This is a genomic window from Pseudomonas sp. NPDC089752 (assembly GCF_044748725.1).
Classification (GTDB): Bacteria; Pseudomonadota; Gammaproteobacteria; order Pseudomonadales; family Pseudomonadaceae; genus Aquipseudomonas.
The window spans coordinates 37,807-53,590 of sequence record NZ_JBIVGP010000002.1; the positions used below are offsets into that span (position 1 = coordinate 37,807).

The following is a 15,784-nucleotide window of genomic DNA, read 5'->3' on the forward strand; positions in this document are numbered from 1 at the left end:
AGCCCGTCAGGCCGCGCCACCGAAATCAAATACGCCGCGCCGCGTAACGCTTGAGCATGCTCGGAACGTCGAGGATCAGCGCAATGCGACCGTCGCCGGTGATGGTGGCGCCGGACATGCCCGGGGTGCCCTGCAGCATCTTGCCCAACGGCTTGATCACCACCTCCTCCTGGCCCACCAGCTGGTCGACCACGAAGCCGATACGCTGGGTGCCGACCGAGAGGATCACCACATGGCCCTCGCGCTGCTCTTCGTGCACCTGGCCCTGGACCAGCCAGCGCTTGAGGTAGAACAGCGGCAGTGCCTTGTCGCGCACGATCACCACTTCCTGGCCGTCGACCACGTTGGTGCGCGACAGGTCGAGGTGGAAGATCTCGTTGACGTTGACCAGCGGGAAAGCGAATGCCTGGTTGCCCAGCATCACCATCAGGGTCGGCATGATCGCCAGGGTCAGCGGCACCTTGATGACGATCTTCGAGCCCTGGCCCTTGGCCGAGAAGATGTTGATCGAGCCGTTGAGCTGGGAAATCTTGGTTTTCACCACGTCCATGCCGACGCCACGGCCGGACACGTCGGAAATTTCCGTTTTGGTCGAGAAGCCCGGGGCGAAGATCAGGTTGTAGCAGTCCGACTCGCTCAGGCGCTCGGCGGCGTCCTTGTCCATCAGGCCTTTTTCCACGGCCTTGGCGCGAAGGATGTTGGGGTCCATGCCCTTGCCATCGTCAGAAATCGACAGCAGGATGTGGTCGCCTTCCTGTTCCGCCGACAGCACCACGCGGCCGGTGCGCGCCTTGCCCGAGGCTTCACGCTCGTCGGGCATTTCGACGCCATGGTCGACGGCGTTGCGCACCAGGTGCACCAACGGGTCGGCCAGGGCCTCGACCAGGTTCTTGTCGAGGTCGGTCTCTTCACCGACCAGCTCCAGGTTGATCTCTTTCTTGAGCTGGCGGGCCAGGTCGCGGACCAGGCGCGGGAAGCGGCCGAAGACTTTCTTGATCGGCTGCATGCGGGTTTTCATCACCGCGGTCTGCAGGTCGGCGGTAACCACGTCGAGGTTCGACACGGCCTTGGACATGGCCTCGTCGCCGCTGTTCAAGCCCAGGCGTACCAGGCGGTTACGCACCAGCACCAGCTCGCCGACCATGTTCATGATCTCGTCCAGCCGCGCGGTATCGACGCGCACGGTGGTTTCCGCCTCGCTGACGTGCTTTTCCGCGGCCGGGGCCGGGGTACGGGCCGGCGCGGCGGGCTTGGCCACAGCAGCGGGTGCCGGCTGAGCGACAGGCTGGCTTTGCGGCTTGGCGGCGACAGGCGCAGCAACCGCAGCCGGCGCTTCGGCGGTGACGGCATCGCCAGAAAACTTGCCTTTGCCATGCAGCTGGTCGAGCAGTGCTTCGAACTCGTGTTCGCTGATCTCATCGCCGCTGGCGGCAGCCGGTGCAGCGTTGACCTGTGCAGGCGCGGCAACCGGCAGCGCATCGGCCTGGAAGGTGCCTTTGCCGTGCAGTTGGTCCAGCAGCGACTCGAATTCTTCGTCGGTGATCTCATCGCTGGCCGGTGCACTGGCAGCGACGGCAACCGGCTCGCTGGCAACCACTTCAGCCGAGAACTGGCCCTTGCCGTGCAACTGGTCGAGCAGCGATTCGAACTCGGCGTCGGTGATCTCGTCGCCGGCGCCGCTCACGGTTTCGCCTTGAAGCTGCTGCTCTGCAGCGGCAGCTTCGGCCTTGACCGCGTCGAGCGAGTCGAGCAACTGTTCGAATTCGGTATCGGTGATGTCCGCCTCGGCAGCAGGCTCGGTCGCAGCCTCCACCACCGCGGCAGGGGCTGGCGCACTCCCTGGCTCGGCCAGGCGCGACAATGCCGCCAGCAGCTCGGGCGTGGCCGGGGTCACTTCGCTGCGTTCGCGCACCTGGCCGAACATGCTGTTGACCGTGTCGAGCGCTTCGAGCACCACGTCCATCAGTTCCGCATCGACCCGGCGCTCACCTTTGCGCAGGATGTCGAACACGTTCTCGGCGATATGGCAGCACTCCACCAGCTCGTTGAGCTGGAGGAAGCCGGCGCCCCCTTTTACAGTGTGGAAACCGCGAAAGATCGCATTGAGCAGGTCGGCATCGTCGGGCCGGCTTTCCAGCTCGACCAGTTGCTCGGACAGTTGCTCAAGAATTTCGCCGGCTTCTACCAGGAAATCCTGAAGGATTTCTTCATCGGCGCCGAAGCTCATTAAACGTGCTCCTCAAAAACCCAGGCTGGACAGCAGATCATCGACATCGTCCTGACCGGACACGACGTCTTCACGCTTATCGGCATGAATCTGCGGACCTTCACCCCGAGCCGGATATTTTTCTTCATCTTTTTCAGCACGCAGCTGCTGGTGGTCATGTTCGATACCGGCAAAGCGGTCGACCTGACTGGCCATCAGCACGAGCTTGAGCAGATTGCTTTCGACTTCGGTCACCAACGCGGTCACCCGCTTGATCACCTGCCCGGTCAGGTCCTGATAGTCCTGGGCCAGCAGAATGTCATTGAGGTGGCCGGAAACCTTGCGGTTGCCTTCGGCGCTATGCGTCAGAAAACTGTCGACGCGCTTGACCAGATCACGGAACTCCGGCGCGGCAACTTCGCGGCGCATGAAGCGCTGCCAGTCGACACTCAGGCTCTGCGCCTCGGTCGCCAGGTCGTTGAGCACCGGGGTGCTCTCCTCGACCAGGTCCATGGTGCGGTTGGCGGCGCCTTCGGTCAGTTTGACCACATAGGACAAACGCTCGGTGGCGTCGGTGATCTGCGAGACTTCCTCGGCCTGCGGCATGCGCGGGTCGATCTGGAAGCTGACGATCGCGCTGTGCAGCTCACGGGTCAGCTTGCCGACTTCCTGATACAGGCCACGGTCGCGGGTCTGATTGAGCTGATGAATCAGCTGCACGGCCTCGCCGAACTGCCCCTTCTCCAGGCTTTCGACCAACTGCTGGGCATGCTTCTTCAGGGTCGATTCGAACTCCCCCAAAGACGTTTGTGATGATTCCATGGCGCCCCCTGAGCTGATTCAGCCGTTGACGCGTTCGAAGATCTTTTCGATCTTTTCTTTGAGAACCTGCGCGGTGAACGGCTTGACCACGTAACCATTGACGCCGGCCTGGGCCGCTTCGATGATCTGGTCGCGCTTGGCTTCGGCGGTCACCATCAGCACCGGCATGCCCTTCAGACGGTCATGCGCGCGCACCTTGCGCAGCAGGTCGATACCGGACATGCCCGGCATGTTCCAGTCGGTCACCAGGAAGTCGTAGTGGCCGCTTTCGAGCATCGGCAGCGCCGTGGTGCCGTCGTCGGCTTCGTCGGTGTTGGTGAAGCCCAGATCACGCAGCAGGTTCTTGATGATCCGCCGCATCGTCGAAAAGTCGTCAACGATGAGGATTTTCATGTCTTTGTTCAATTAGACCTCCAAGCAGTCTCTAACGCGCTCGGCCCCGAGCGCGCATTCAATCAATTCGGTACAACGTGAAACGACTGCAACGACTTCAGGCTCAACGCGCCCGCCATTCCCCCAGGCGGCTGCGCAGGCGCGCGGCACACTGGCTGTGCAGCTGGCTGACACGCGATTCGCTGACCCCCAGCACCTCACCGATTTCCTTGAGGTTCAGCTCTTCGTCGTAGTACAGCGCCAGGACCAGCCGCTCACGCTCCGGCAGGTTGGCGATGGCATCGGTCAGGGCAGCCTGGAAGCGCTCGTCTTCCAGGTCGCGCGACGGCTCGACCTGGCCACTGGCGCCATCCTCGTGCAGCCCTTCGTGTTCGCCGTCCTGCAACAGGTCGTCGAAACTGAACAGGCGGCTGCCCAGGGTATCGTTCAAAATCCCGTAGTAATCATCGAGACTCAATTGGAGTTCGGCAGCAACTTCATGATCTTTAGCGTCGCGACCGGTTCTGGCTTCCACGGCGCGCATCGCGTCGCTGACCATGCGGGTGTTGCGGTGCACCGAACGCGGCGCCCAATCCCCTTTTCGCACCTCGTCGAGCATGGCCCCGCGGATGCGGATGCCGGCGTAGGTTTCGAAGCTCGCACCCTTGCTGGCGTCATACTTGTTGGCGACTTCCAGCAGGCCGATCATGCCGGCCTGGATCAGGTCTTCGACCTGCACATTGGCCGGCAGGCGCGCCAGCAAATGGTAGGCAATGCGCTTGACCAGCGGAGCGTAGCGTTCGATCAGTTCGTACTGGGCGTCCTTGGACGCTTTGCTGTACATCTTGAAACCGCTCGCACTCATAACACTGGCCCTGCACTGGTGGGCTGCACCAGGCGCTCGACGAAGAACTCCAGGTGCCCGCGCGGGTTGGCTGGCAACGGCCAGCTGTCGACCTTCTGCGCAATGGCCTTGAACGCCAGTGCGCATTTGGAACGTGGGAACGCCTCGTAGACGGCCCGTTGTTTCTGCACCGCCTTGCGCACGCACTCGTCGTAGGGCACGGCGCCGACGTATTGCAGGGCGACGTCGAGGAAGCGGTCGGTGACCTTGGTCAGCTTGGCGAACAGGTTGCGCCCTTCCTGCGGGCTCTGCGCCATGTTGGCCAGCACGCGGAAACGGTTCATCCCGTAGTCGCGGTTGAGCAGCTTGATCAGCGCGTAGGCGTCGGTGATCGAGGTGGGTTCGTCGCACACCACCAGCAGCACTTCCTGCGCCGCGCGGACGAAGCTGACCACCGAATCACCAATGCCCGCAGCGGTGTCGATGACCAGCACGTCGAGGTTGTCGCCAATCTCGCTGAACGCCTGGATCAGCCCGGCATGCTGGGCCGGGGCCAGGTGCACCATGCTCTGAGTGCCGGAGGCCGCCGGCACGATGCGCACACCGCCCGGCCCCTGCAACAGCACGTCGCGCAGTTCGCAACGCCCCTCGATGACATCGGCCAGGGTGCGTTTCGGCGCCAGGCCCAGCAACACGTCGACATTGGCCAGGCCCAGGTCGGCGTCCAGCAGCATGACCCGGCGGCCGAGCTCGGCCAGTGCCAGGGACAGGTTCACTGAAACGTTAGTCTTGCCGACGCCACCTTTGCCACCGGTTACGGCGATCACCTGTACGGGATGCATGCTACCCATGTTCGTTGTTTACCTTGTCTCGCTTGGACCCAAGCCACACGAGGGGCAATACGCCAGCCCCCTTGATGTAGGTATTTTGCACACGCTTCATCATCAACCCGCTCGCCGCGGGTTGTGATAGAGATCAGCGAACATATCGGCCATGGCCTCTTCGCTGGGCTCGTCCTGCAACTGCACATTCACCGCGCGAGTCACCAACTGGTGCGCCCGTGGCAGGTGCAGGTCGTCAGGAATGCGCGGGCCATCGGTGAGGTAGGCCACGGGCAGTTCATGACTGATGGCCAGGCTCAGCACATCGCCGAGGCTCGCCGTTTCATCGAGTTTGGTCAGGATGCAACCGGCCAGGCCGCAGCGCTTGTAGCTGTGGTAGGCGGCGGTCAGCACCTGCTTCTGGCTGGTAGTGGCCAGTACCAGGTAGTTTTTCGAGGCGATGCCACGACTGGCCAGGCTTTCCAGCTGCATGCGCAGGGCCGGGTCGCTGGCCTGCAGGCCGGCGGTATCGATCAGCACCACGCGCTTGCGCAGCAGCGGCTCCAGCGCCTGGGCCAGCGACTGGCCCGGGTCGACGTAGGTCACCGGCACGTTGAGGATGCGCCCCAGGGTCTTGAGCTGCTCCTGGGCTCCGATGCGGAAGCTGTCCATGCTCACCAGTGCCAGGTTCTGCGGGCCGTACTTGAGCACGTAGCGCGCGGCCAGCTTGGCCAGGGTGGTGGTCTTGCCCATGCCGGCGGGGCCGACCATGGCGATCACACCGCCCTCTTCGATCGGCTCGACCTCGGGCACGTCGATCATCCGCGCCAGGTGCGCCAGCAGCATGCGCCAGGCATGGCGCGGCTCTTCGATCTCCTGGGTGAGCTCGAGCAGTTCGCGGGCAATCGGGCCGGACAGGCCGATGCGCTGCAAGCGGCGCCAGAGGTTGGCCTGGGCCGGCTTGCTGCCTTGCAGCTGGTTCCAGGCCAGCGAACCGAGCTGCACTTCGAGCAGCTCGCGCAGGCCCGACAGTTCCGAGCGCATGGCATCGAACAGGCGTGGATCGACCGGCGCCGGGGCGGCCGGGGCGGCTGCGGCGGGTGCCTCCACGTACGGGTCGATCAATGGCTCCGACGCGGTCAGCGACTGGCCGGCGAACAATTGGCGACTGCCTTCGCTGGCCTCGCTGCGGTTGTCCAGCTCGGCCTGGGCGGTGGCGATACGCGTCTGGGTCTTGCGCAGCTCTTCTTCGAGCTCGGCATTGGGCACGCGGGGGGCCAGCGCGGACAGCTTGTAGTCCAGCGCGGCCGTCAATTCGACACCGCCGGCGATGCGGCGGTTACCGATGATGGCGGCATCGGAGCCCAGCTCATCACGAACCAGCTTCATGGCCTGACGCATATCGGCGGCGAAAAAACGCTTAACTTGCATAACCCACTACCTCAGCCGTTGGGGCCCACGGTGGCAACGATGGTGACTTGCTTGTTATCCGGTATTTCCTGATACGCCAGAACATGCAAATTCGGTACAGCCAGGCGGCCGAAGCGCGACAGCATGGCACGGATCGGGCCAGCAACCAGGAGGATGGCCGGCTGGCCTTGCATCTCCTGGCGCTGAGCCGCTTCGATCAACGAACGCTGCAGCTTTTCGGCCATGCTCGGTTCCAGAAGAACACCGTCTTCCTGACCCTGCCCGGCCCTTTGCAGACTATTGAGCAAAATCTGTTCCAACCTTGGCTCAAGGGTGATCACAGGCAGCTCGGACTCAACGCCGACAATGCTTTGCACGATGGCACGACACAATCCGACGCGCACTGCCGCGACCAACGCGGCGGTATCTTGACTCTTGCCGGCATTGTTGGCGATCGCCTCGGCAATGCTGCGGATGTCACGCACCGGCACTTGCTCGGCGAGCAACGCTTGCAGGACCTTGAGCAACCCCGACAAGGAAATGACACCGGGCACCAATTCTTCTGCAAGTTTAGGCGAAGCCTTGCCCAGTACCTGCAGCAATTGCTGAACCTCTTCGTGGCCAATCAGCTCATGGCAATGCTTCTGCAGAATCTGGTTGAGGTGGGTGGCCACCACGGTACTGGCGTCAACCACGGTATAGCCCAGAGACTGCGCCTGGGCGCGCTGGGCGATGTCGACCCACACCGCCTCCAGGCCGAAAGCCGGGTCGCGGGCGGCGATGCCGTTGAGGGTGCCGAATACCTGGCCAGGGTTGATCGCAAGTTCGCGGTCGGGGTAGATCTCGGCCTCGGCCAGGATCACCCCCATCAGTGTCAGGCGGTAGGCGCTGGGCTGCAGGTCGAGGTTGTCGCGAATGTGCACGGTGGGCATGAGGAAGCCCAGGTCCTGGGAAAGCTTCTTGCGCACCCCCTTGATCCGCGCCAGCAACTGGCCGCCCTGGTTGCGATCGACCAGCGGGATGAGGCGGTAGCCGACTTCCAGGCCGATCATGTCGATCGGCGTCACGTCGTCCCAGCCCAGCTCCTTGGTTTCCATCGCTCGTTGCGGCGACGGCAGCAGGTCCTGCTGGCGCTGCGCCTCCTGCAGCGCGACGGCCTTGGCCTTCTGCTGCTTCTTCCACACCAGGTACGCACCACCGCCGGCCAACAGGCCGAGGCTGAGGAAGGCGACGTGCGGCATGCCCGGCACCAGGCCCATGACGATCATCAAGCCTGCCGACACCCCCAACGCCTTCGGCGAATCGAACATCTGCCGGTTAATCAGCTTGCCCATGTCCTCGGAGCCCGAAGCACGGGTAACCATGATCGCGGCGGCGGTGGACAGCAACAGTGATGGCAATTGCGCCACCAAACCGTCACCGATGGTCAGCAGGGCGTAGACCTTGCCGGCTTCACTGAACGACATGTTGTGCTGGAGCATGCCGATGAGCATGCCGCCGATCAGGTTGATGAACAGGATCAACAGGCCGGCAATGGCGTCACCACGGACGAACTTGCTGGCACCGTCCATGGAGCCATAGAACTCGGCCTCCTGGGCCACCTCGGCGCGACGTGACTTGGCCTGGGCCTGATCGATCAAGCCGGCATTGAGGTCGGCATCGATGGCCATCTGCTTGCCAGGCATGGCGTCGAGGGTGAAGCGGGCGCTCACTTCGGAGATACGCCCGGCACCCTTGGTCACCACCACGAAGTTGATGATCATGAGGATGGCGAACACCACCGCACCGACCACGTAGTTGCCGCCGATCACCACTTCACCAAAGGCCTGGATCACCTTACCGGCGGCGCCATGGCCCTCCTGGCCGTGGAGCATGACCACGCGCGTGGAGGCGACGTTCAGCGCCAACCGCAGCAGCGTGGCGACCAGCAAGATCGTGGGGAACGCGGCGAAGTCGAGTGGGCGCAGGGCGTACACGCAGACCAGCAGGACCACGATCGACAGGGCGATGTTGAAGGTGAAGAAGACGTCGAGCAGGAACGGCGGTATCGGCAACATCATCATTGCCAACATCACCAGCAGCAACAGCGGCACACCCAGGTTGCCCCGGCCGAGACCGGCCAGGTTATGGCGTGCGTTGCTGATTAACTGAGTGCGATCCACCGGGTGTCCTCTTCAAGCAAAACTTTGACGCCCAAGGGGCGCTTGGGCGTGGCTTTGCAAGAAGCTTTCCAACTTTGGGCTTTGTGCGCTCAGCACTGGCCTCTTCGCGGGCAAGCCCGCTCCCACAGGGAGTGCACAAAGCTCAAGAACTGTGATGCACCTGTGGGAGCGGGCTGGCCCGCGAAGGGGCCAGAAGCGACAACATCAAATCAATTGTCGCGGCGCAGATCCGGCGGTATTGGCAAATCCTCTTTCAACGGCTCCGGCCGCTTGCCCCTGCCCGAGCGGTACTGGCGAATCTGGAACACATACGCCAGCACCTGCGCCACCGCCAGGTACAGCCCCGCCGGGATTTCCTGCTCAAGCTCGGTGGAGTAATAGATCGCCCGCGCCAGCGCCGGCGACTCAAGGATCTGCACCTTGTGCTCAACGCCAATTTCGCGAATCTTCAAGGCGATGAAGTCCGTCCCCTTGGCCAAGAGCAAGGGTGCCGCCCCGCCCTTCTCCGGGTCATATTGCAACGCCACCGCATAGTGCGTCGGGTTGGTGATGATCACATCCGCCTCGGGCACTGCGGCCATCATCCGTCGCTGCGAAGCCTCACGCTGCAACTGACGAATACGCTGCTTGACCTCGGGCTTGCCTTCACTGTCCTTGTACTCGTCCTTGATCTCCTGCTTGGTCATCTTCAGCTTCTGGTGCGTCTGGTACAGCTGGAACGGCACATCCGCCGCGGCAATGATCAACAGGCCGGCGGCCATCCACAGCGCACTCCAGCCAACCACCTGCAGGCTGTGAATGATTGCCTGCTCCAGCGGTTCGTTGGCGATCGCCAGCAGTGCCTGGCGGTCGTTGCTGAGCACCACCAGCGCCACGATCAGGATCATGAAGAACTTGGCCATCGCCTTCAGCAATTCTGTCAGCGAGTTCATCGAAAACATCCGCTTGATCCCGGACAACGGATTCATGCGGCTGAATTTAGGCTGCAGCAGGCTGCCAGAGAAAATGAACCCTCCCAAGGCGATGGGTGAGATCAAGGCAATGATGAACAACAGCACCAATATCGGCTGTACCGCCCAGATGGCCATCTTGCCCGAAGCGAGCAGAAACATGCCCATCGAACGCTCATCGGTCAGCACATCGCGTGTCAGCGAAAAGTTCATCCGCATCAAGGTCATCAGGGTTTCTGCCAGGTTACCCCCAAAGGCCAGCAAGGCCCCGGCACCACCCAGTGTCGATGCGACGGTATTGAGCTCCTTGGAACGGGCGATCTCACCTTTCTTTCGCGCGTCGGTCTTGCGCTTGTCGGTGGGGTCCTCTGTCTTGTCCTGACCGCTCTCGCTCTCTGCCATGCTCAGCGCGCCCTGGCAAGTTCACGCAGCCATTGCAGCGCTTCGCTGGCCAATGCCTGGTAATGGGAAAGAATATCGGCCAGGCCGACCCAGAAAATGCCGATGCCCAGCACCAGCGTAAGCGGAAAACCAATGGAGAAGATGTTCAACTGGGGCGCCGCACGAGTCATTACGCCAAAGGCGATGTTGACCACCAGCAGCGCGGCGATCGCCGGCAGGATCAACAGCAGCCCGGCACCGAACACCCAACTCAGGCGCCCTGCCATCTCCCAGAAGTGATTGACCACCAGCGCATGGCCCACTGGCAAGGTGGTGAAGCTCTCGGTCAGCACCTCGAACACCACCAGGTGGCCATTCATCAGCAGAAACAGCACGCTCACCAGCATGGTCATGAACTGGCTGACCACTGCGACGTTGACGCCGTTTGCCGGATCGACCATAGAGGCGAAGGCCATGCCCATCTGTATCGCGACGATCTGCCCGGCAATGACGAACGCCTGGAACAGCAACTGCAACGAAAAACCGAACAACGCGCCGACGATGATCTGCTCACCGCACAGCAGCAGGCCGCGCAGGCTCAAAGGATCGAATTCGGGCAAGGGTGGCAGCGCTGGCACTATCACCACGGTGATCGCCACCGCCGCATACAGACGCACGCGCGCCGGCAGCATGCGGGTCCCGAAGATCGGCATGGTCATCAGCACTGCGGTCACCCGGAACAGCGGCAGCAGGAACGTGGCGACCCAGGTGCCGATCTGCGCATCGGTCAGCTCCAGCATGGCCGCCTCAACCGATCAGCTGCGGGATGCTGGTGTACAGGCTGATGAAGTACTCCATGAACTTCTGCGTCAGCCACGGCCCGGCCACGATCAGTGTCACCAGCATCACCAGCAGGCGCGGCAAGAAGCTCAGGGTCTGTTCGTTGATCTGCGTGGCGGCCTGGAACATGGCTACCACCAGGCCGATCAACAGGCTCGGCACCACCAGGATGGCAACCATCAGCGTGGTCAGCCAAAGGGCGTCACGGAACAGGTCGACGGCAACTTCAGGTGTCATGCAAGCTCTCCTTGGCAGCGTCAGACGCCGCCGAAACTGCCGGCCAGGGTGCCCATGATCAACGCCCAGCCATCGACCAGGACGAACAGCATGATCTTGAACGGCAGCGAGATGATCAGCGGCGACAGCATCATCATACCCATGGCCATCAGCACGCTGGCGACCACCATGTCGATGATCAGGAACGGGATGAAGATCATGAAGCCGATCTGGAACGCGGTCTTGAGCTCCGAGGTGACGAACGCCGGCACCAGAATGGTCAGCGGCACCTGGTCAGGGCCAGCGATGTCGGTGCGCTTCGACAGGCGCATGAACAGGTCCAGGTCGCTTTGCCGGGTCTGCGCCAGCATGAAGTCCTTGAGCGGCCCCTGGGCCTTGTCGATGGCCTGCTGAGCGGTCATCTGCTCCTTCAGGTACGGCTGTACGGCGTCCTGGTTCACCCGGTCGAACACCGGCGCCATGATGAACAGGGTCAGGAACAGCGCCATGCCGGTCAGCACCTGGTTCGATGGCGTCTGCTGCAGGCCCAGGGCCTGGCGCAGGATCGAGAAGACGATGATGATGCGGGTGAAGCTGGTCATCAGGATGACGAACGCTGGAATGAAGCTCAGCGCCGTCATGATCATCAGGATCTGCAGGCTGACCGAATACTCCTGCTGCCCGTCCGGGCCGTTGGACAGGGTAATGGCCGGGATCGACAGCGGGTCGGCGCCCAGGGCCAGCGGTGCGGCCAGCAGCAGCGCCAGGGTCAGTACGATGCGCAGCGCGCCACTCATCACTTCTTGTCCTTCTGATCCTTGCCCATCAGCTCCATCAGCCGCTGGGCGAATTCGGGCGTCGCCTGGCGGGCGCTGGCCGGCACTTCCACGGGTTCGGCCATGACATGCAAGGCCTCGATGCTGCCAGGGGTATGGCCGATGAGAATCTGCTCTTTGCCGACCTGCACCAGCAGCAACCGGTCACGCGGGCCGAGGGCACGGCTGCCGACGATCTCGATCACCTGGCCGCCCTTGGGCGCGGCGCCCTGCATGCGCCGCAGCAGCCACGCCAGGAAGAAGATCAGGCCCACTACCAGCAACAGGCCCAGGACCATCTGCGCCAACTGTCCGCCGAGGCTGCCGGGTGCGGCAGCGGGTGGCGTGGCCGGCACGGCCGGGGCGGCAGCGGCGATCACCACTTCGCTGACCAGCAGCGTGACCAGGGCGGTGACGGCCCGCATCGTGCCCTTCACTCAGCGCAGCTTCTTGATACGTTCGCTGGGGCTGATCACGTCGGTCAGGCGGATGCCGAACTTCTCGTTGACCACCACCACTTCGCCGTGGGCGATCAGCGTGCCGTTGACCAGCACATCGAGCGGCTCACCGGCCAGGCGGTCGAGCTCGATCACCGAGCCCTGGTTGAGCTGCAGGAGGTTGCGGATGTTGATCTCGGTGCTGCCCACTTCCATGGAGATGTTCACCGGGATGTCCAGGATCACGTCCAGGTTCGGGCCTTCCAGGCTGACGTTTTCCTTTGGCTTCGGGGAGCTTGCGAACTCCTCCATCGGCAGCCGGCCAGCGCCAGCGCTGCCGCTGTCGCCGCCCAACAGCGCGTCGATGTCCGCCTGGCCGGCATCACCGGTTTCTTCCAGTGCTGCGGCCCACTCGTCGGCCAGGGCCTGGTCTTCCGGGGAGGTGATCTCGTTTTCGTTAGCCATGATGTCCTCGACAGGCATTCAATTCGTAGTGAGCGACCGGCACGCCGTCAGCGGCGTTCGATCGGGTCAATGATCTGCAGGGCCAGGTTGCCCTTGTGCGAACCCAGACGCGCCTTGAACGACGGCACGCCGTTGGCGCGCACCACCAGGTGCTCGGGCAGCTCCACCGGAATCACATCGCCAGGCTGCATGTGCAGCACATCGCGCAGTTTCAGCTGGCGGCGGGCAACCGTGGCGCTCAATGGCACCGAAACGTCCAGCACGTCTTCGCGCAGGGCCTTGACCCAGCGTTCGTCCTGATCATCCAGGTCGGACTGGAAACCGGCATCGAGCATTTCCCGTACCGGCTCGATCATCGAGTACGGCATGGTCACGTGCAGGTCGCCGCCGCCTCCGTCCAGTTCGATATGGAAGGTCGACACCACCACCGCTTCGCTGGGGCCGACGATGTTGGCCATGGCCGGGTTGACCTCGGAGTTCATGTACTCGAAGTTGACCGGCATGATCGCCTGCCAGGCTTCCTTGAGGTCGATGAAGCACTGGTCCAGCACCATGCGCACCACGCGCAGCTCGGTTGGAGTGAACTCGCGGCCTTCGATCTTGGCGTGACGGCCGTCACCGCCGAAGAAGTTGTCCACCAGCTTGAACACCAGCTTGGCGTCGAGGATGAACAGCGAGGTGCCGCGCAGCGGTTTGATCTTGACCAGGTTGAGGCTGGTCGGCACGTACAGCGAATGCACGTATTCGCCGAACTTCATCACCTGCACGCCGCCGACCGCCACGTCCGCCGAGCGGCGCAGCAGGTTGAACATGCTGATGCGGGTATAGCGGGCGAAGCGCTCGTTGATCATCTCGAGGGTCGGCATGCGACCGCGCACGATCCGATCCTGACTGGTCAGGTCATAGCTCTTGATGCTGCCGGGCTCGGCAGCGCTTTCGGTCTGTACCAGCCCATCATCGACGCCGTGCAACAGGGCATCGATCTCATCCTGGGACAGCAGGTCCTGTACGGCCATTGCGGACTCCTACTGCAATACGAAATTGGTGAACAACAGTTGATCGACCACCGGCTTGCCGACTTCCTTCTGTGCGACTTCCTGCACCACTGCGGTGGCTTTCTGACGCAGCATTTCCTGGCCCACCGGGCTGCCGGCCAAGGTGTCGAAGCCTTGCCCGGAGAACATCATCACCAGGTTGTTGCGGATCACCGGCATGTGCACCTTGAGGGCATCCAGGTCCGCCTGGCTGCGGCCTTGCAGGGTGATGCTCACCTGCATGTAGCGCTGGCGACCGTTCTGGTTGAAGTTGACCACGAAGGCCGGGGCCAGAGGCTCGTAGATCGCGGCCGGCTTGATATTGGCCGCGGCCGGATCGGCTGCCGGGGCTTGCTCGCTCTTGTGCATGAAGAACCAGGTGGCGCCCACCGACAGCCCGACCGCCAGCAACAGGGCCAGCACCAGTAACAGGATCAGCTTGAGTTTGCCTTTAGCGGCGGGGTCTTTCACTGCGTCGCTCTTCGCCATGCCAATAATCCGTCGTCCATCGGGGGTTCAAATGAGGATGACGTGGCTTGAGCAAGTGTTATGCCAGAACTGATGTTTTACCTGAACTGGCCTCTTCGCGGGACAAGCCCGCTCCCACAGGTTCACCACTGGCTTGAGTACGGTGCTGAACCTGTGGGAGCGGGCTTGTCCCGCGAAGAGGCCAGCATAGACACTCGCAATCAAGCGTAGAAATCAACCGCACTGTCGCCAATTACCACCTGCTGTTCAACAGCCCGGCTAGCATCAGCCAACTCCCCCTGCTCACCTCCACCGCCACTCTGCGCCCGCCGCGCCGCCACCCCAGACAACTGCGCCCCCTCCTGCTGCGCCTGCTGCTGTTGCTGCCCCCGCGACTGGTCCGCCACGTTGACATCCGGCTGCGCCAGCCCCTGCTGGGCGAACAGTTCGCGCAGGCGATGCACCTGGCTGTCCAGCGCGTCACGCACCCCCGCATGACCGCTGATGAACGTCACCTGGGTGGACTGATCCGCCGCCACATTGACGCGAATGTCCAGGCGCCCAAGTTCAGCCGGCTCCAGCTGGATATCCGCCGACTTGAGGTTCTGGCTGGACAAGTACATCACCCGATTGACCAGGCCTTCGGTCCAGGCGTTCTGGTTCATCGGCAGGGGCTGGTGCAGCGGGCTGCTGCTCACCGGCACGGCATTGGCGGTCTTGGCCGTGGCCGCCTGAGTCAGGTTGGCCAGGCGGTTGGCAAAGTCATCGATACGCGTATCGCTGCTCGCCTGCTTGGTGTCCTTGAGGCCATATTCGAGCAATGCACCGAAGGCCTTGTCGCCCGTCTCGGACTGCCCCGCCTCGGCTTCGATCTTGTCCATCAAGGTCGCCAATGGATTGACGGCCGCCGCCTGTCCCTCGTCGGCCTGAGGCTGGGCGGCATGGGTCGAGGTCGTACCTTTGGCCTGGGCACTTTGCTCCAGAGCCAGGCGCAGGCCTGGGAGATTGGCCAACGGGTCGGCATCGGGATCGAAAGCCTCGGCGACGGCCTCTTCCGGCAATGGCGCGGCAATCGGCGCTGGTGGCTGCTGTACAGCAGCTTGCAAGACCGGCGCGACTGCTTCTGCCTGGGCCTGCAGCAATTGCGCCCCAGGCTGTGCATCGGTGATTTGCCCGGCCACCAGGTTGGCGTCGACCGAGCTCGAGTCGGCACTACCGGCTTGCGCCTGTTCATCAGATGGCAATTTGTTGCCATCATCGGCAATCGCCGGGTTGTCGGCAGTTTCTTTTTTGCCGCTCTGGGCAGGCTCAGGCTTGTCCTTTGGCTTGGCCTGGGCGACCTTGTCATCGCGCACAGGTGCCTTGTCACGGGCCTGGCCAGCCATGACCTGATCGAAGCCGCTACCCTGCGTGCCCGCAGCCTGCGCCGGCTTGTCCGCCAACGAAACACCCGTGCGCGACGGCTTGCTCAAGGTGCTGGCTTGCAATAATGGATTAGGTGCGACAGGCATTGATGGGTCTCCGCGCCAGAAACAAAACTA

At 62.9% G+C, this 15,784-nt stretch carries 16 protein-coding genes; all 16 read right to left on the minus strand.

The window, feature by feature from the left end:
• Positions 1-25: 25 nt before the first annotated feature.
• The 16 genes from ACIPZF_RS03000 to ACIPZF_RS03075 all read right to left on the minus strand — a co-directional run bounded on the left by ACIPZF_RS03000 (position 26) and on the right by ACIPZF_RS03075 (position 15,754).
• Positions 26-2,227: a chemotaxis protein CheA gene (locus tag ACIPZF_RS03000; protein ID WP_400795093.1), complete on the minus strand. Its 2,202-nt coding sequence runs from the start codon at positions 2,225-2,227 to the stop codon at positions 26-28.
• 12 nt (positions 2,228-2,239) lie between these two features.
• Entirely contained in the window at positions 2,240-3,028 is a 789-nt protein-coding gene (locus tag ACIPZF_RS03005) for a protein phosphatase CheZ (protein ID WP_400795095.1), read from the minus strand.
• Positions 3,029-3,046: 18 nt separating this feature from the next.
• Positions 3,047-3,421, minus strand: a complete 375-nt coding sequence (locus tag ACIPZF_RS03010) for a chemotaxis response regulator CheY (RefSeq protein WP_104881405.1) — start codon at positions 3,419-3,421, stop codon at positions 3,047-3,049.
• A 103-nt stretch (positions 3,422-3,524) separates the two neighbouring features.
• Positions 3,525-4,265 carry an RNA polymerase sigma factor FliA gene (fliA, locus tag ACIPZF_RS03015; protein WP_387527675.1) on the minus strand — a complete coding sequence of 247 codons (741 nt, stop codon included), beginning with the start codon at positions 4,263-4,265 and terminating at the stop codon, positions 3,525-3,527.
• A complete protein-coding gene (fleN, locus tag ACIPZF_RS03020; protein WP_275637906.1) occupies positions 4,262-5,095 on the minus strand; it encodes a flagellar synthesis regulator FleN in 834 nt (277 codons plus the stop codon). The genes fliA and fleN overlap by 4 nt, the downstream gene beginning before the upstream one ends.
• Positions 5,096-5,188: 93 nt before the next feature.
• A complete protein-coding gene (flhF, locus tag ACIPZF_RS03025; RefSeq protein WP_400795098.1) occupies positions 5,189-6,496 on the minus strand; it encodes a flagellar biosynthesis protein FlhF in 1,308 nt (435 codons plus the stop codon).
• A gap of 11 nt (positions 6,497-6,507) precedes the next feature.
• A complete protein-coding gene (gene flhA, locus ACIPZF_RS03030) occupies positions 6,508-8,637 on the minus strand; it encodes a flagellar biosynthesis protein FlhA (RefSeq protein ID WP_400795100.1) in 2,130 nt (709 codons plus the stop codon).
• A gap of 209 nt (positions 8,638-8,846) precedes the next feature.
• Positions 8,847-9,989, minus strand: coding sequence for a flagellar biosynthesis protein FlhB (flhB, locus tag ACIPZF_RS03035; protein ID WP_400795101.1), 1,143 nt, complete (start codon positions 9,987-9,989; stop codon positions 8,847-8,849).
• Positions 9,990-9,991: 2 nt separating this feature from the next.
• A complete protein-coding gene (gene fliR, locus ACIPZF_RS03040) occupies positions 9,992-10,768 on the minus strand; it encodes a flagellar biosynthetic protein FliR (RefSeq protein WP_400795103.1) in 777 nt (258 codons plus the stop codon).
• Positions 10,769-10,775: 7 nt separating this feature from the next.
• Positions 10,776-11,045: a flagellar biosynthesis protein FliQ gene (gene fliQ / locus ACIPZF_RS03045; RefSeq protein WP_400795105.1), complete on the minus strand. Its 270-nt coding sequence runs from the start codon at positions 11,043-11,045 to the stop codon at positions 10,776-10,778.
• Positions 11,046-11,065: 20 nt separating this feature from the next.
• A complete protein-coding gene (fliP, locus tag ACIPZF_RS03050; RefSeq protein WP_400795107.1) occupies positions 11,066-11,821 on the minus strand; it encodes a flagellar type III secretion system pore protein FliP in 756 nt (251 codons plus the stop codon).
• Positions 11,821-12,264: a flagellar biosynthetic protein FliO gene (gene fliO / locus ACIPZF_RS03055; protein ID WP_400795109.1), complete on the minus strand. Its 444-nt coding sequence runs from the start codon at positions 12,262-12,264 to the stop codon at positions 11,821-11,823. The genes fliP and fliO overlap by 1 nt, the downstream gene beginning before the upstream one ends.
• A 12-nt stretch (positions 12,265-12,276) precedes the next feature.
• The gene (fliN, locus tag ACIPZF_RS03060) at positions 12,277-12,741 is read right to left on the minus strand and encodes a flagellar motor switch protein FliN (protein WP_400795111.1); all 465 of its coding nucleotides are present in this window, start codon (positions 12,739-12,741) and stop codon (positions 12,277-12,279) included.
• A gap of 47 nt (positions 12,742-12,788) precedes the next feature.
• Entirely contained in the window at positions 12,789-13,757 is a 969-nt protein-coding gene (fliM, locus tag ACIPZF_RS03065) for a flagellar motor switch protein FliM (RefSeq protein WP_400795113.1), read from the minus strand.
• Positions 13,758-13,766: 9 nt separating this feature from the next.
• Positions 13,767-14,264, minus strand: a complete 498-nt coding sequence (gene fliL / locus ACIPZF_RS03070; RefSeq protein ID WP_400795115.1) for a flagellar basal body-associated protein FliL — start codon at positions 14,262-14,264, stop codon at positions 13,767-13,769.
• Positions 14,265-14,464: 200 nt separating this feature from the next.
• Entirely contained in the window at positions 14,465-15,754 is a 1,290-nt protein-coding gene (locus ACIPZF_RS03075) for a flagellar hook-length control protein FliK (RefSeq protein WP_400795117.1), read from the minus strand.
• Positions 15,755-15,784 lie beyond the last annotated feature (30 nt).